The organism is Rhodoferax saidenbachensis, assembly GCF_001955715.1.
GTDB classification, from domain to species: domain Bacteria; phylum Pseudomonadota; class Gammaproteobacteria; order Burkholderiales; family Burkholderiaceae_C; genus Allorhodoferax; species Allorhodoferax saidenbachensis.
Genome location: NZ_CP019239.1, coordinates 1,768,275 through 1,784,687, shown reverse-complemented (window position 1 = coordinate 1,784,687; position 16,413 = coordinate 1,768,275). Strand labels below are relative to the sequence as shown.

12 protein-coding genes are annotated in these 16,413 nt (G+C 61.0%); 10 read left to right on the top strand and 2 right to left on the bottom strand.

Features of this window, described 5'->3' with window-relative positions:
• Positions 1-58 precede the first annotated feature (58 nt).
• Together RS694_RS08530 and RS694_RS08525 are read right to left on the bottom strand one after the other, a co-directional pair.
• Complete coding sequence (locus tag RS694_RS08530; RefSeq protein WP_076069515.1) at positions 59-2,251, bottom strand: TonB-dependent hemoglobin/transferrin/lactoferrin family receptor; 2,193 nt, start codon at positions 2,249-2,251, stop codon at positions 59-61.
• Between the two features lie 181 nt (positions 2,252-2,432).
• Positions 2,433-3,704, bottom strand: coding sequence for a DUF2325 domain-containing protein (locus tag RS694_RS08525; protein WP_051392006.1), 1,272 nt, complete (start codon positions 3,702-3,704; stop codon positions 2,433-2,435).
• Between the two features lie 315 nt (positions 3,705-4,019).
• Between RS694_RS08525 and bfr the strand changes: the two genes are divergently transcribed.
• The 10 genes from bfr to RS694_RS08475 all read left to right on the top strand — a co-directional run bounded on the left by bfr (position 4,020) and on the right by RS694_RS08475 (position 16,402).
• Positions 4,020-4,496, top strand: a complete 477-nt coding sequence (bfr, locus tag RS694_RS08520) for a bacterioferritin (RefSeq protein WP_029708798.1) — start codon at positions 4,020-4,022, stop codon at positions 4,494-4,496.
• A 146-nt stretch (positions 4,497-4,642) separates the two neighbouring features.
• The gene (locus RS694_RS08515; protein WP_037247840.1) at positions 4,643-5,800 is read left to right on the top strand and encodes an imelysin family protein; all 1,158 of its coding nucleotides are present in this window, start codon (positions 4,643-4,645) and stop codon (positions 5,798-5,800) included.
• Positions 5,797-7,245 (top strand): di-heme oxidoreductase family protein, encoded by a 1,449-nt coding sequence (locus tag RS694_RS08510; RefSeq protein ID WP_029708796.1) that lies wholly within the window; start codon positions 5,797-5,799, stop codon positions 7,243-7,245. Before RS694_RS08515 ends, RS694_RS08510 begins: the two co-directional genes overlap by 4 nt.
• Positions 7,242-8,318 (top strand): imelysin family protein, encoded by a 1,077-nt coding sequence (locus RS694_RS08505; protein ID WP_152528868.1) that lies wholly within the window; start codon positions 7,242-7,244, stop codon positions 8,316-8,318. Before RS694_RS08510 ends, RS694_RS08505 begins: the two co-directional genes overlap by 4 nt.
• Positions 8,308-9,414 (top strand): DUF1513 domain-containing protein, encoded by a 1,107-nt coding sequence (locus tag RS694_RS08500; RefSeq protein WP_051392005.1) that lies wholly within the window; start codon positions 8,308-8,310, stop codon positions 9,412-9,414. The genes RS694_RS08505 and RS694_RS08500 overlap by 11 nt, the downstream gene beginning before the upstream one ends.
• Before the next feature lie 236 nt (positions 9,415-9,650).
• A complete protein-coding gene (locus RS694_RS08495; RefSeq protein ID WP_029708793.1) occupies positions 9,651-9,866 on the top strand; it encodes a (2Fe-2S)-binding protein in 216 nt (71 codons plus the stop codon).
• An 86-nt stretch (positions 9,867-9,952) separates the two neighbouring features.
• Positions 9,953-10,969, top strand: coding sequence for an iron ABC transporter substrate-binding protein (locus RS694_RS08490; RefSeq protein ID WP_029708792.1), 1,017 nt, complete (start codon positions 9,953-9,955; stop codon positions 10,967-10,969).
• Between the two features lie 79 nt (positions 10,970-11,048).
• Positions 11,049-12,557, top strand: coding sequence for an ABC transporter permease (locus tag RS694_RS08485; protein ID WP_081708673.1), 1,509 nt, complete (start codon positions 11,049-11,051; stop codon positions 12,555-12,557).
• 303 nt (positions 12,558-12,860) lie between these two features.
• Entirely contained in the window at positions 12,861-13,922 is a 1,062-nt protein-coding gene (locus RS694_RS08480; protein ID WP_029708790.1) for an ABC transporter ATP-binding protein, read from the top strand.
• 320 nt (positions 13,923-14,242) lie between these two features.
• Positions 14,243-16,402: a TonB-dependent receptor gene (locus RS694_RS08475; protein WP_244898413.1), complete on the top strand. Its 2,160-nt coding sequence runs from the start codon at positions 14,243-14,245 to the stop codon at positions 16,400-16,402.
• The last annotated feature ends 11 nt before the right edge of the window (positions 16,403-16,413 follow it).

Below are 16,413 nucleotides of genomic sequence, written 5' to 3'. Positions count from 1 at the left end.
TCTGCAATAAAGCCCAAAGGGCGCCCGCGGGCGCCCTTCTTTTTTTGGGGCGATTTGATTAAAAACTGTGGGTCAGGCTCACTGTAAAGTTGCGACCCGGTTGACTATAGGCGTCGATTGCCTCGACACCACTTGCCGCTAAATCCCGTACATCGGCCCAGCGCACGTACTTCTTGTCGAAGAGGTTGTATAGACCAACCGAAATCTGCGTAGCCTTGGAAGGCTGGTACCAGCCCGTCAGATCAAAGATGGTGTAGCCACCCGGAATAACGGCCGCAGAATTCTGCGCATTCTCTTTGCGATCCACCGCAGTCAAGCGCCCCCCCAGTCCCCACGTCCCGGAAGGGGTGTACTGTAGCGAGCCCACGAACTTGTCCGGATCCACAGATGCTAGGTTGTCGTTGTTCGAGCGCCCCTCCGCATGGGCGTAAGCCGCCGTAGCACGCCAGTTCTTTGCCAATGCGAAGTCACCGCGCAACTCAAAGCCGGAAATCGTCACACGATTCAGGTTCTGTGCTTGGTAGCAGGTGGTGTAAGTCACCGCGGAGTACGTGCAACTTCCCGTGTTGACACTGTCCTGGATGAAATCCTTGTATTCGCCATGGAAAGCTGTGGCGCTGTACTTAGTACCGCCGGCCTGCCCCCGGAAGCCAAACTCCAGCGACTCACTGCGCTCAGACTTCAACTTCGAGTTGCCGAGGTAGACGTATTGGGTACCGTTGGAAAAACTGCCGTTGATCTGCCCAGACTTGGGCGCGCGGAAACCGTGGCTATAGAGGCCATAGAGGCTGAACTCCGGGTTCAACTCCCAGTTCGCCCCGAGCTTGGGCGACAGGGCACTGTCACTGAGCTCATCATAGGTTGCGACATACCCGGTGCTGACCCGCTTGGGCGTGAACTTGTAGTAGTCATAGCGCAGGCCCGGCGTCAGCTTGACTGCACCCAGCGTGATTTCGTCTTGCACAAAGGTGCCAGCGCTCACGCCGTCGGTATCGGGAAAGTACTTGACCGGCGTATTGAAGTCGCCCGTGCGGTTGACCACCATGTCATAGGCGCTGGTCTTGACATCCGCTCCATAGACCAAACGGTGCTGCGTCGCCGAGCCAAAGTTGCTTTCAAACTGCGCACTGACTCCGGTGGTGTTCTCGTTGTACGCCGCGTCACGCGAACGCTGGGGCGGCGCAGAGGCTGGACGCAATTGCACCCCTAACTGATCCACCTGGCTGATCTGACTATACAGACTCACATCCAGCACGTCATACCAGCTGCCTTGGGGCGTGTTGCGCCAGTCCAGCTTGACCATGGTGCGGGTGGTCGAGTCTGTGGAGTCGTCATCCGTTATGACCGCCGTGCGTGTGCTCAAGCTTTCTATTTCCGACTTGCGGCGCAGCGATTCCAGCGTCAGCTTGAAGCCGTTCTCGGCGCTGACCTTCTGCTTGAGCTTGACCAGCAGGTAACCTGCATTGCTGTCCTGCGGATTGGCGGCCGTACGGCTGCTGCCACTGGAGGTGTTGGTACCCATGGTGTCGGTCTCGTGCCCGCTGCGCAGGCTGGCCAGCACCAGGCCCTGGGTATCGCCGGCCGCGAAAGCAAAACTGGGAGCGATCTGCACCGAGCGGTTAGCCGAGGAGTAACCCGTCTTGAGGCGGAACAGCTCAGTTTTGCCACCCTTGAGGTAATCCTCGGGATCCTTCGTCACAAACATGACGGAACCTGCCAGACCGGAAGAACCGTACGCCGTACTGGTGGAACCGCGCACGATCTCGACCTGTTTGTACCCCTCGGGATCCAGGTAGTCACCACGACCGGCCTGCACCGAGCTGAAACTGTAGCTCGATGGCAGACTCACGCCGTCGACCAGCAAATTGACCTGATCACCCTCCAGACCACGAATATTGATGCCTTCGTTGCCACCACGACCCGTGCCAGAAAATGCGGTCTGAACGCGCGAAGGGAGCGCCCGCACCGAAATTCCAACTTCGTCTTCCAGCATCTCTTCCAGATTGGAAGCATTGCGCCGGTCCACATCCTCACTCTTGATCACCGTCACGGTGGCAGCCACCTTGTTCGCGTCTTCCTCGACGCGACTTGCACTGACAACAACTTCTTTCAGCGTGACAACAGGCTGTGCAGCAGCAGGCGCTTCCGGCGCAGACACTTGCGCCCAACCCACACCACCACCAAACGCCAACCCCAGACACAAAGACAACTGGGTCAAAGAAAAACGCCCAGACACAGCTACATTCGCCATACGCCACCTATAGAAAAAAGTTGTACACGCTGGCTGGCTAGGCGATGGGTTTGGGGGTTGTCAAAAACCCTGGTACCTGTCTTGGCTTGCTACTCGATGATGCAATTCTATATGAGAAGTATTCGCATTTACTGACTAAGGGATACTTTTATTTACAAGTTGGCATTCCGGCGTTCACACATCAGAGTGCTTCTGGCTGTTCGCTCACAACCAACTCAGCCACAGCGGTCTTGGACGTCGTGATCTGGGCCAACCCGCGCTCCAATGAAGATGCGCTGGGGTTTTCTACAAACACGCAGCGCTTGCCGGTGCGTTTGCAGAAGTCTTTGACGCGCCAGTAGGCGTTGTGGCTGATGCAGCCGGTCTGGCATATCACCAGGTCTGCAGCGGCCAGGTTGGCATCCAGCACGTTGGAGTTGTCTTCGAGCCCACCGTCGTGGTGGGTAAAGCGTCCGCCCACGCGTTCCACCACATCACGGTAGTTGGCAATATTGCCGCTGCGCCCGCCTACACACAGCACCATCTTTTGGTGCAACTGGATCACCATGGCCTGCACACCCGCAAGAGCGCCCTCTCCCTGGCTAAGCACCGCCTCGCGCGACGCGGCGGCAGTTGCGGCGCGCTCGGCGGCGGCTTTCTCGGCAAGCACCAGTTTGCGCCGCAAGTCTGCGTTCTGCGCTTCCAGTTCGGTCTGGCGCTGCGCCATCTGGTCCAGGCGTTTTTGCAGGCGCTGCTTGTCCTCCAGTTGCGGGATGGAGGCCTGCAGAGCTTCCAGATCGTGCGCCATAAAGGCAATACGGCTGTCTTTGGCAATACCCTCGGCGCGCGCCTGCAGCAGTTGTGCATTCAACTGCTCCACGTCGGTCGCTTTCTGCGCCATGACACGTGTGATGCGTTCCTGCACCTTGCCCAACTCGCGGGCCAGCACCGCGTTTTCGTCGGCCAGCACGTTGAACTTGGCCATCTCCAGCCGCACACCGGCACCGGCCTGGTGCTGGAACATGTGCAGGTCTTTGCACATGGCTTCCTGCAAGGGCACATCGCAACGCGGGTGGCTGAGCGCGGCCCAGAATGCACCCGCCACATCGCCCGCCTTCACGTATTTGATCCACAGCTCGGCCACGGCCAGGGCGCTCTTGGCAGCCCGGAAGACCTGGATTTCGCGGACGTAGCGGGCGTCCAGCTCCGCCTGCATCAGTTCCGACAGCTTGCAGCGCCGCCCGCACTCGGTCACCGCACCGGCATGCACCTCGTAGTCGTTGGCCACGACACCGGCGCCCAGCGCCTTTTGCACCAGACGGCGCAAGGTGTCCATGGGCAGGCTCACGCCCACCAGCGGGCAGTGGCATGCGTGCCCCAAATCCCAAAGGCGACGGCGCCGGGAACCCGATGCGGGCACGGTTGCAGGCTCGTGGTGGCAGTAAGCGCCGTGGGTGTGTGCAGTCTGGGGCATGGTCTGGGCTCCTGTTGCTACTGAATTGATAGCTGTTTGCGCAATATTCATAAGGGCTAGAGGCATTTTTTATGTTGAATTCAAGCGCCGCGTACGGGCTGCGACGACAACACATCGGCAGCGGCATCCAATCGCTTTTGCGGGGACGGTGAATGCGGAATGAGATGCGATGCCATGGAATTCAGTATATGCGAATCATTCGCATTTGCAACGCTGTTTTTTTGACCCGATATTTCTTTGTAAAAACCCCGCGCTGTGCAGCGACGCCCTCACCTGGGCTGGCCATAATGGGGTTTTGACCATCAGGAGTTCCCCATGAAAGGTGACGCACAAGTCATTGGCCATCTGCAGGCCCAGCTGAAAAACGAACTCACGGCCATCAACCAGTATTTCCTGCACTACCGCATGTACAAACACTGGGGCCTGGACAAGCTCGCCAAGAAAGAATATTCGGAGTCGATTGGCGAGATGAAACACGCCGACCAGTTGATGGACCGCATTTTCACGCTCGACGGCCTGCCCAACGTGCAGGACATGGCCAAGATCCTCGTTGGCGAAAACGTACCGGAAGCACTGGCCTGTGACCTGAAAGCCGAAGTCGGCGCACAAGCCACCATCAAGGCTGGCATTGCCCATTGCGAAAGCGTGCGCGACTATGTGTCACGCGACCTGCTGCAAAAAATCCTGGATGACACCGAAGAGCACATCGACTTCCTCGAAACCCAGATCGAACTGATCGACAAGGTCGGTCTGCAAAACTACCTGCAGACACAGATGGGCGAATTGTCTTAAGCCGCCCGTACTGCGTTTGCCTAAGCGCCAGCTTTGTCTGGCGTTTTTTTTGCGCGACAAATGAGAACGATTTGTATTAAGATGCACTTGAGTCCGGCCACGCGGCTTCGGACGCGACCCCATTTTTGTACTCTCGAAAGACACTCATGCAAAAGCGCAGCTTCCTCCATGCCACCCTGTTGGGCGCAGCCCTGTTCGCGGGCTTTGCAGCCCAGGCCCAAACCGTAGAACCCAAAGCCGTGGTGCAGCACTACAGCGCTCTGGTGTACGCCAACTACAGCGACGTGCTGACGAGCGCGCAAACCCTGCAAAAGGCCATCACCGCGTTTACGGCGGCCCCTTCGGCCCAGGGTCTGGAAGATGCCAAAAAAGCCTGGCTGGCGGCGCGTGAGTTTTATGGCCAGACCGAAGCCTTCCGTTTCTACAGCGGCCCGATCGACGACGACAACGGCCCTGAAGGCCGCCTGAATGCCTGGCCCCTGGACGAGTCCTACATCGACAGCGTGGTCGGCAAGCCCAAGGCTGGCATCGTCAACAACCCCAAGATCAAGATCAACAAAGCCAGCCTGGCCAAACTCAACGAGCGCGGTGGTGAAGAAAACATTGCGGCTGGCTGGCACGCCATCGAATTCCTGCTGTGGGGCCAGGACCTGAGCGAAACCCTGCCCGGTCAGCGTTCGTTCGAAGACTATGTGGATGGCAAGACGCCCAACGCCGACCGCCGCCGCGCCTATCTGACCACTGTCACCGAACTGCTGATCGACGACCTGAGTTTCCTCGTCAAAGCCTGGACACCGGGCGCCAAGAACTACCGCGCCAAGTTTGAGCAAGGTGGCATCCAGTCGGTGCGCAAGATGATCGTGGGCCTGGGCTCGCTGTCGCGCGGTGAACTGGCCGGTGAACGCCTGGAAGTGGCCATGAACACGCAAGACAAGGAAGACGAGCACTCCTGCTTCTCCGACAACACCCACCGCGATGTGGTCGCCAATGCACAAGGCATTGAAAACGTCTGGCTGGGCAGCTACAAACGCCTGGACGGCAGCATGGTGCAAGGCGCTTCGCTCAAGGACCTGGTAGCCGCCAAAAACGCTGGTTTGGCCGACAAGGTCAGCAAACAGATTGCCCAGAGCGTGGCCAACGCCAACGCCATCCAGGCGCCGTTTGACCGCGAAATCGTGGGCGCGAAAGATGCACCCGGCCGTATCCGTGTGCAAAAGACCATTGACAGCCTGGTGCAACAGTCCAAGGACATCACCGAAGCGGCAGCGGCGCTGGGCATCACCAAGCTCGCACAAGCCAAATGAAGTTGCGCACCCGTCAAAAAGTCGGCCTCGCGCTGACTGCGGCGGGCGCTATCGTTGGTTTGCTGTGGCCTCTGTGGGGCCATGGCGAGGCAGACCTCTCCGGCGTGGTTCAAGGTGAACTCACGGCCGGCGAGGCCACTGCCTTTGCCACCGGGCGCAACGCCTTTTCCATGCCCCTGCCTACGCTGGACGACGCAGAAAATGCACGTTTTGCCGTGGGCAACTCCTTCTTCCGGCGCAACTGGGTCGAAGCACCAGCCTCAACCACCGCGCGTGATGGTCTGGGGCCGCATTTCATTGCACGCTCCTGCGGCGGCTGCCATGTGCAGGACGGCCGCGGCGCACCCCCCGATTTCCGCAAGGGCCTGAGTGAGCCGCCCGTGGCGCTGCTGATGCGTCTGTCCATTCCCGGCATCGGCGCCCACGGTGGTGTGGTGCCCGACCCGGTCTATGGCGACCAGCTCAACAACGCCGCCATCCAGGGCGTGTTGCCCGAGGGCCAGGTGCGCATTCGCTACCAGCCCCTGCGCGGCACGTTTGCCGACGGCACGGCGTACACGCTGCGCAAGCCTCTTTACAGCCTGACCAAACTCGCATACGGCCCCACGGCCCCTGGCCTGATGATCAGCCCGCGCATTGCGCCGCAGATGGCTGGCGTGGGCCTGCTAGAGGCGATTCCCGAAGCCGACATTCTGGCCAACGCGGCGACACAGGCTGCGGCTGCGGGCCCCGTCAAAGGCCAGCCCAATCTGGTGTGGGACGACTTTGCCCAAGCCCAACGCATAGGCCGCTTCGGCTGGAAGGCCAACCAGGCCAGCGTGGCCAGCCAGACCGCGGGTGCGTTCCTCGGCGACATCGGCATTACCTCCACCCAGCACCCGGATGAGGCCTGCACGCCGACGCAGAAAGACTGCCTGGCGGCACCGCGCGGATCTCTGGGCAAGGCACCCGAGATCGACGACCGCACGCTGTCCAACGTGATCTTCTACCAGGCCACGCTGGCACCGGCCGCACGGCGCAATGTGAACGATGCCAAGGTACTGCGCGGCCAGGCCCTGTTTGCCCAGGCCCAGTGCAGTGCATGCCACCGGCCCAGCTACACCACGGGTGCCGCGCCGTTCCCGCGCCTGTCCAGCACCAAAGTGCAGGGCCTGAAAATCTGGCCCTACACCGACCTGTTGCTGCACGACATGGGCCCTGACCTGGCCGATGGTCGCCCCGACTTTGCGGCCAATGGCCAGCAATGGAAAACGCCGCCGCTGTGGGGCGTGGGCCTGATCCATGACGTCAACGGCCACCGCCGCCTGCTGCACGATGGCCGCGCCAACGGCGTGCTGGAGGCGATTCTGTGGCACGGTGGCGAGGCGCAGCCCGCCAAGAACAACGTGCTGCAACTCAATGCCCGCGACCGGCAAGCGCTGGTGGCCTTTGTGGAGTCCCTGTGAAACGACGCACCCTGCTAACTTGCATGCCTTTTGGGGCTCTAGCCCTTATGGAACATGCGCAAGCAGCTCCTAAAAAAGGAGCAACCCAACCCTCGTTTGACAGCTTCGCAGGTACGTCTGCCCGCATCGGGCCCTACCTGTCTGCACGTCAGCGGGTGCAGGCACTCTTGCAGGACCACTACATTCCCGTGGCCGATGCCCTGCAACACAGTGCGACTGCCCTGTACCAGTCACTGGCCCAGCCCGCCACGCACTGGCAAACCCAGCAGCCCCTGTGGGTGCAGACGATGTTGCACTGGGAGCGCCTGGCCGCCGTGGCCGTGGGGCCGCTGCTGGAGCGCCGCGCCGCACGGTCCATCGATTTCTGGCCCACGCGGCCGGCGCAAATCCAGCGCCAACTGGATGCCAACGCGGCCAGCCCCCTGACGCCGCAACAGATCGAATCGGTAGGCAGCGCCGCACGCGGATTGCCCGCGCTGGAGTGGATGTTCTGGCGCGTGCCCGCCAACCCGTCCAGCCAGCACTACGCCCGGCTGCTGGCGCAGCACATCCTGAACGAATGCACCATCCTGCTAGACGGCTACCGCGCCATGGCCGCTGCGCCTCGCAGCGAAGAAGAGGCCACTGCGCTCTACGGTGAATGGTATGGCCAGGCCGTGGGCGGGCTGGACCAGTTGCGCATCAAGAAAATGGTGCCCGACACCCGGGGCAAAGAAGTCTCTCTGTGGGTGCGTGGCGTCAGCGGGCAAACCGCTGCCGCATGGCAGGCCCAGCTCCAGGGCGTGCAGGTTTTTCTGGTCGGATCACCCGCCGCGCAGGCGGCCCGGCCCGACTTGCCCGTGGCGAGCAGCCTGCAAGGGCTGCTGCTGGGCAACGACAACCCCGAACCCAGCCGCAAGTTGCAAACGCTCACCCTGGCGGCACTGCGCAGTGGCGCGCGTGCGCGCCCTGACAACGCGGCCTCGTTGCGCACCGCCCAGCGCGCGCTGGCCCAACTCTCGCAATACCTGAGCAGCCTGGCCGACAGCGTGCTGCACATCAGCATGGGCTTTACCGACGCTGATGGCGACTGAACACCCCACGCGCCGCAGCCTGCTGGCCCAGGCTGCCCTGCTCGGCCTGGGCGCCAGCGCCTGGGGCCGCGAGGCCGCTCCCATCGCCCCGCCCCGCGTACTCACCGCGTGGATGCGCGGCGAACAGTCCTGGGCCGGCCTCTGGACGCCAGGGCAAACGCCCCGCGGCGTAGCCCTGCCCGCCCGCGCGCACCAACTGCTGGTCTTGCCCACCAGCGCCCAGCGCCAGCAATTGCAAGCGCTGGTGCTGGCACGCCGCCCCGGCGAATACCTGCTGCGCATGGACCCGGTGCGCGGCAAGGCCCTGCAATGGCACACCATGGAAGACGACCGTTACCTCGGTGGCCACGCAGCGCTGTCCGCCAACGGCAAGACCTTTTTCACCACCGAAACCGATGGTGAATCCGGCCAGGGCCTGATCGCCGAGCGCGACATACACACGCTGGAAAAGCTGCGCGAATTCCCCAGCGGCGGCATTGGCCCGCACGCGCTGTTACTGGAACCTGCAGGCACGCTGCTGGTGGCCAACGGCGGCATCCTGAACCTGCCCGAAACCGGGCGGCGCAAGCTCAACATCGGCCGCATGGATTCCAACCTCACCCGGCTGGACGCGCAAAGCGGCCAGGTGATGGCGCAATACCGCCTGAGCGACAGTTATCTGAGCCTGCGCCACTTGGCACTGGCGCCCGATGGCACCTTGGGTATCGCGCTGCAGGCCGAACACCCCCAAAACCAGGACCGCCAGACCTCACCTGCGCTGGCGTTGCTGCAAGGCGATACCCTGCGCACGGTGGACTGGGCTGCGTCCCAGGTGCCCAGCGCATGGGACGGTTACGCCGGTGACGTGTGTTTTGCCGCGGGCCGGTTCTGGGCCAGCGCGCCGCATGCAGGCTGGGTAGCCTCCTGGTCAGTGCAAGGGGATGGCCTGCAAATTCGGGTACTCCCCGGCGCTGGTGCACTGGCCTCGGCTGGCGAGCGCTGGTTGGTGGGGGGCGACGAATCTGCCCTGCTCTACCGCGGCAACACGCCCCAGCCACAGCGCTACAGCGTCACCACCCCGTGGGACAACCACGCCGCAATGCTATCGTTTACATAGCTGCTTGCGCATACCTCAAAAGGGCTGCAGCCCGATTTGATGTCCAATCCGCAGGTGTTGCAGGTTTCCGTGCGGGGTAGCCACTGGCCCAATCGAAGAAACCCAACTTGGGGCGCCCCGGGGACAGCCCATTTCTCAGAAACTGCCCCAAATAACCCTTTTTATCCATGGAATGCAAATAGTATGAATTCGCATTTAGAATTGACACTACCGAAATCAGCTTCCACCGATTTGCCATGATTGTTTGTGTTTGCCGCCGTGTGACCGAGAAAGAGATTGCGCAGCATGCCGCTGAGGGCAAAGGCTTTGACGACATCCAGTTCGATTTGGGTGTGGCTCTCCAATGCGGCAAATGTGAAGACTGCGCACGCGAAGTGATCGAGCAGTGCCACGCCAAGGCGGGTCTGGCACAGCAGGGCTGGATGCCCATCACGCTGTCCATGGCCCGATAGATCTGCACCATACGCATATCGTGCCGAGCCCGGCCGTCGATAGCCCCCTTCTGTTTTCTTGACCTCTACTCCAGGAACCGCATCCCATGATCACGTCCTTCGTCCGAAAGGCCACACTGGCCTTGAGCATTGGCACCCTGTCTTTACTGGCACAGGCACAAAGCACCCCCAACAACGAACCCATCGTGGTTTACAACGCGCAACACGCGAGCCTGGCACAGGCTTGGGCCAGCGCATTCACGTCCGAGACCGGTATCAAGGTCACCCTGCGCAACGGCAGCGACACGGAGCTGGGCAACCAGATCGTGCAGGAAGGCGCCGCCTCACCCGCCGATGTGTTCCTGACAGAAAACTCTCCCGCCATGGCGCTGGTGGATGCCAAGGGCCTGTTTGCGCCACTGTCCGCCGACACCATCGCCCAGGTAGAACCCAATTTCCGCCCCGCCCACGGTCGCTGGATCGGCATTGCCGCACGCACCACGGTATTCGTCTACAACAAGCGCAAGCTCACCTCGGCCCAGTTGCCCAAGTCCATGCTCGACCTGGCCAAACCGGAATGGAAAGGCCGCTGGGGCGCATCGCCCGCCGGCGCTGACTTCCAGGCCATCGTGAGCGCCCTGCTGGAACTCAAGGGTGAAGCGGTCACGGCCGACTGGCTCAAGGCGATGAAAACCAACGCGCTGACTTACAAGGGCAATGGCGTGGCCATGAAAGCCGTGAACGCCGGCCAGGTGGAAGGTGCGGTGATTTACCACTACTACCGTTTTGCCGACCAGGCCAAAACCGGCGAGAACAGCGACGGCACCAGCCTGCACTATTTCCGCAATGAAGATCCGGGCGCTTTTGTCAGCATTTCCGGCGGCGGCGTGTTGGCCTCCAGCAAGCGCCAGGCCAATGCCCAGGCCTTTATCAAATGGATCACCGGCAAGGGTGGTCAGGACATCCTGCGCACGGGCGACTCCTACGAATACGCGGTGGGCCTGAATGCAGCATCCAACCGTAACCTGGTGCCGCTGGCCAACCTGCAGGCGCCCAAGGTAGAGCCATCCAAACTCAACAGCCGCAAGGTTTCGGATTTGATGACCGAGGCTGGCCTGCTCTGAACCTGAATTGACTGCCGCAGCCCTTCCTTCCATCGCCCCTGCCATCGCGCCCGTCGCGCGCGCGAGGCAGCCCTGGCGCATGTCCTGGGTGGCAATTGCGGCACTGCTGGTCTCGCTGGCCGCGTTGTTGCCTTTGGGGTTTGTGGTCTGGGTGGGTGTGCAATCGGGCTGGGAGACGATAGCGGCCCTGGTATTCCGCCCGCGCGTGGGCGAGTTGCTGATCAACACCGCCCTGCTGGTCGCCGTGACCGTGCCCCTGTGTATCGCGCTGGCGACCGCGCTGGCGTGGTTGACCGAACGCAGCGACCTGCCCGGTGCCCGCCACTGGGCCTGGCTGGCTGCTGCCCCCCTGGCGGTGCCTGCGTTTGTCCACAGTTATGCCTGGATCACCGTGGCGCCCGGATTGCAGGGCCTGTGGGGTGCGGTGATGGTGTCGGTGCTGGCCTACTTTCCGTTTTTGTACTTGCCCATCGCCGCCTCGATGCGGCGGCTCGATCCGGGCATGGAAGACACCGCGGCGTCTTTGGGTCTGGGCCCATGGAGCATCTTCTTTCGCGTCGTACTGCCGCAGTTGCGGCTGTCCATCTGGGGCGGTGCGTTGCTGGTGGGCCTGCACTTGTTGGCGGAGTACGGCCTGTACGTGATGATCCGGTTTGACACCTTCACCACTGCCATCGTCGACCAGTTCCAGTCCACCTACAACGGCCCGGCCGCCAATATGCTGGCTGGCGTGCTGGTGCTGTGCTGCTTTGTGCTGCTGGGGCTGGAGGCCGGTACCCGCGGCAAGGAACGTTATGCGCGCGTCGGCACCGGTTCAGCCCGCATGCCACGGCCTGCGCGCCTGGGTGTTTATCGCTTTGCCTGCCTGCTGTTGCCAGTACTGACCGTGGCCTTGTCACTGGGCGTACCACTGATCACCTTGCTGCGCTGGCTGGTGCTCGGCGGCACCAGCGTATGGAGCCTGCCTGACCTGATGCCCGCGCTGAGCCAGACCCTGGGCCTGGCCGCCGTGGGCGCTCTGTTGACCACACTGGTGGCGATCCCCATGGCCTGGCTGTCGATACGCGCACCAGGGCGACTGCAGCGTGTGATTGAGGGCAGCAACTACCTGGTGGGCTCACTGCCCGGCATCGTGGTGGCGCTGGCCCTGGTGACCATCACCGTGCGGGTGGCCTTGCCGATCTACCAGACCGTGGTGACCGTGTTGCTGGCCTATGTGCTGATGTTTTTGCCGCGCGCGCTGGTCAACCTCCGGGCTGGTATCGCCCAGGCACCGGTCGAGCTGGAACAGGCCGCGCGCAGTCTGGGGCGCACCCCCACCCAAGCGCTGTGGCAGATCACCTTGCGTCTGGCCGCACCCGGCGTAGCCTCGGGCGTGGCCATGGTGTTTTTAGCCATTACCAACGAACTCACCGCCACGTTGCTGCTGGCGCCCAGCGGCACGCAAACCCTGGCCACCGCCTTCTGGGCACACAGCAGCGAAATCGACTACACCGGGGCGGCACCGTATGCCCTGCTGATGGTGCTGCTCTCCATGCCACTGACTTGGCTGCTCTACCTTCAATCCAAACGCTCCGCAGGGCGCTAGGGCCTGTTCACACTATTTTTACAAGATGCGTTGCGGATCAAAACAGCCATGCGCAAGGCGCGAAACGCGGCCGGGGTATCCCCCCGGCAAGGCTTCGCAACGCTGCGCATGGCTGTTTTATAGAAACCTGCGGTTTTGGCCACAACCCGAAGGGAACGTGGTTAAAACAGCGCCATTCGTTGTTGCACTCCTAACCCAGACTCCCGGTCTGGGCGCCAAAGCAAGAAATTCTGTGCGCCTAGATTGGCGCTGTTTTAACCACGTTCGCACTTCTAAAAATAGTGTGAACAGGCCCTATCCGCCATGACCTTTCTTGACCTCAGCGCAGTGCGCAAATCCTACGGGCCGGTGGTGGCCCTCGATACGGTATCGCTGGCGGTGCCTGAAGGTAGCCGCACGGCCATCGTGGGCGCGTCCGGCTCGGGCAAGACCACCCTGCTGCGCATCATCGCCGGCTTCGATCTGCCGGATGCAGGAAAAGTGGTGCTGGGTGGACAGTTACTGGCCGATGGCCCGCAGGCAGTGCCCGCGCACCAGCGCGGCATTGGTTATGTGGCGCAGGACGGCGCGCTGTTTCCGCATCTGCGTATTGCCGACAACGTGGGCTTCGGGCTGCCACGCGATACACCACAACGCCAGGCCCGCATCGCCGAGCTCATGGACATGGTGGCACTGGATACCGCCATGCTGCAGCGCTACCCGCATGAACTTTCCGGTGGACAGCAGCAGCGCGTGGCATTGGCGCGCGCCCTGGCACAAAGGCCCCGGCTGATGCTGCTGGACGAACCGTTCTCCGCCTTGGACACCGGCCTGCGCGCCGCCACGCGCAAGGCTGTCGCTCAACTGCTGCAGTCGGCGGGCATCACCACCATTCTGGTCACCCACGACCAGGCCGAAGCCCTGTCGTTTGCCGACCAAGTCGCCGTCATGCGCAACGGGCAATTGGCCCAGGTGGGTAAACCGCTGGACCTGTACCAACGCCCTGCCGATCCGGTGACGGCCCGCTTTCTGGGTGAAGCCATGGTCTTGTCTGCGCAGATATCGAACGGCTGGGCGGAATGTTCGTTAGGGCGTATCCCTGTGGGTAATACGCAGTACAGCGGATCGGGCCAGATCATGCTGCGCCCTGAGCAATTGCGACTCGAAGATTTGTCGCACCCACAGGCATTGCAAAACCCCAACGCCGCAAGTCGCGCTGCCGTCGTGCTGGAAGCCGATTTTTGTGGCCCCACGTGTGAGGTGGTTGTGCGCCTGCTGCACAGCGATGAAATGCCGCTGCGTGTGCACGGCCCTGCCAACCATGTACCTGCCATAGGTGCACAGGTGCAGATCCAGGTCATAGGCCAGGCGCACGTCTTTCCCTGAACACCGGGACGCTGGTCGTGCTGGCAGTCCACGCACGGCTATGTGGGAAATGCGCCTCACAAATCCATAAAATTTACAAATGCAATAAGAATGATTCGCATTTGATTTACAATAGCCAAGATCTTTTTTGTCTAACAGCAAGCCACATCGTGCAGTGCCTTCCGTCACCCACGACATAGCCAGCGAATTTTCTTGACTGAACCTCCACTGCTATGTCACACATCCATATTTCCAAGCAAAAGACCCGCCTGACCCTTGCCCCTTCTGCGCAAGCAGCTACTAAAACAGTAGCACCCGGCAACCTGCTACCCATCGGCGCCATGCTGCTGGCGGGCTCCATGAGCGCCATGGCGCAACAGGATGCGCCAACGGAAGATAAGACCCTCAAGCCTGTCGTCATCAAGGAAAAGGCTGAAGCTGCCGAAGGCAAAGACTCCGTGCGCGCGACGACCACGACGATCGGCAAAGGCAAGCAGGATCTCCGCGACATTCCCCAATCGATCACCGTGGTGACGGAAAAGCTGATTGATGACCGCAATCTGGACACGCTGAAAGAGGTGTTGCACAACACTGCAGGTGTGACATTCCTGGCCGCCGAAGGTGGTGAAGAAGACATCCGCTTGCGCGGCTTCTCGCTGGCGACCACCGGTGACATTTACGTGGATGGCATGCGCGACCCCGCCTTCTACGAGCGAGACACCTTCAACAGTGACCGCATCGAAGTACTGCGTGGCTCAGCCTCCATGCTGTTTGGTCGCGGCTCCACCGGCGGTGCCGTCAACCAGGCGAGCAAACAGGCCCGCGCATTCAGTGACAACGAAGTAAGCACCACGTTGGGCAGCTACAACTACCGCCGCGTCACCGGTGACTTCAATATCCAGACCGGCGAAGATGCCGGTTTGCGTATCAATGCGATGGCCACCAAGGCGGACACCAACGGCGCAGGTACCAAACTCGACAAGCGGGGCCTGGCAGCGAACTACCGCTTCGGTATCGGCACCGCGGATGAATTTTCCGTGGGGCTTTACACACTGAAAAACGACAACGGTATGAACTACGGCGTGCGTTACATCAGGCCTACTGCAACATCCCCGGCCTCCACGTCTACGGTAAATGATCGCATTGCCGCCAATACTTACTACGGCATGGCCAGCGACTACAACAAAGGCACGGCGGATTACATCACCGCCAGCCACACCCATCGATTTGACGATGACAGCGAATTGAAAACCTCGGTTCGCAGAGGTGTCTACACCCGCGACCAGCGCGCCTCCTTTATTGGGGGCGGAACCGCGGCGGACACGTTCTCGGACGCCACGACTCTGACGCGTCAAACACAAAACAAAATTCAGGATCTGAACTCCGTGTATGCACAGAGTGACTACACCAAAAAATTCTCCGCTTTGGGCTTCAAGCATGAGGTCTTCGCTGGCGCAGATCTCGGGCAAGAAAACAAAAATGTATACACCTCTTCAGGCCAAGGTACCAATAAAACTCCCACACGGGTAGGAACACCAGATGATGGAGCGTGGTTTGATGAAGCCTCACGCACCATTACACGCTCCAGCGCATTCCAAGCGGATAATTTGGGGCTATACGGGATGGATCTGGTGCAGGTCGCGGAGTACTGGAAAGTCTTGGGGGGGTTGCGCTTTGACCGTATGCGCGCCAACTTCGCCAACTACAACACCACAGGTGCCAAAACAGGTGCTTATGACCAAGAGTTGTCCAATTGGAGCCAACGGCTCGGTGTGCTTTATCAACCCGACGAATTGAGTTCTTACCACTTTTCCTGGGGCACTTCGTTCAATACGTCTGCAGACACTTATTCGTATGCGGGAAATACGGACAAAGCGAGACAGCAGGCTGCAAACACGCCGCCAGAACAAAGCCGCAATATCGAAATCGGTGCCAAGCTGGACTCGGCCGATAAGCGCTACACAACACGCCTGGCTATCTTCCAGTCCACCAAGTTCAACGAGCGCAATACTGACCCCGATTCCGCGGCCACTCAGCTTCTGCTGTCAGGTGCACGCCACACCACCGGATTGGAGATCGACGCTTCTGGCAAGCTGACCCCTCAATGGGAAGTGTATGCATCTTACATGTGGATGCCAGATGCCATGATTGATGAGGCGGCCTCTACCGCTGGCGCGGGCGCCCGTAAAGGCGAACGCCCTGGTCTGACACCTATCCACAGCGGTACCGTGTGGACGACCTACCAGTTCACCCCCGAACTGCGCCTGGGTACTGGTGTTAACTTCCGCAGCGAGCAAGCTCCTGCGACCAATCCTGGTTTTATGGTGCCTGGTTTTGCCACACTGGATCTCATGGGTGAGTACAAATTCAGCGAGCGTTATGTGCTCAAGGTCAATGTGACCAATGCACTGGACAAACTGTATGCCGATGCGTTGTATACCAATACCTATGTTCCTGGCTCCGCCCGCAACATCCAGGCCACGATGAACATCAAGTTCTAACCCTTCCACAA

Excerpts from the sequence above, each read along its gene's own strand:
- RS694_RS08495 (WP_029708793.1), top strand. The coding sequence starts at position 9,651 with ATGATTGTTTGTGTTTGCCGCCGTGTGACCGAGAAAGAGATTGCGCAG.
- RS694_RS08485 (WP_081708673.1), top strand. The coding sequence starts at position 11,049 with ATGTCCTGGGTGGCAATTGCGGCACTGCTGGTCTCGCTGGCCGCGTTG.
- RS694_RS08500 (WP_051392005.1), top strand. The coding sequence starts at position 8,308 with ATGGCGACTGAACACCCCACGCGCCGCAGCCTGCTGGCCCAGGCTGCC.
- RS694_RS08515 (WP_037247840.1), top strand. The coding sequence starts at position 4,643 with ATGCAAAAGCGCAGCTTCCTCCATGCCACCCTGTTGGGCGCAGCCCTG.
- RS694_RS08525 (WP_051392006.1), bottom strand. The coding sequence starts at position 3,704 with ATGCCCCAGACTGCACACACCCACGGCGCTTACTGCCACCACGAGCCT.
- RS694_RS08475 (WP_244898413.1), top strand. The coding sequence starts at position 14,243 with ATGCTGCTGGCGGGCTCCATGAGCGCCATGGCGCAACAGGATGCGCCA.
- RS694_RS08530 (WP_076069515.1), bottom strand. The coding sequence starts at position 2,251 with ATGGCGAATGTAGCTGTGTCTGGGCGTTTTTCTTTGACCCAGTTGTCT.
- bfr (WP_029708798.1), top strand. The coding sequence starts at position 4,020 with ATGAAAGGTGACGCACAAGTCATTGGCCATCTGCAGGCCCAGCTGAAA.
- RS694_RS08490 (WP_029708792.1), top strand. The coding sequence starts at position 9,953 with ATGATCACGTCCTTCGTCCGAAAGGCCACACTGGCCTTGAGCATTGGC.
- RS694_RS08510 (WP_029708796.1), top strand. The coding sequence starts at position 5,797 with ATGAAGTTGCGCACCCGTCAAAAAGTCGGCCTCGCGCTGACTGCGGCG.
- RS694_RS08480 (WP_029708790.1), top strand. The coding sequence starts at position 12,861 with ATGACCTTTCTTGACCTCAGCGCAGTGCGCAAATCCTACGGGCCGGTG.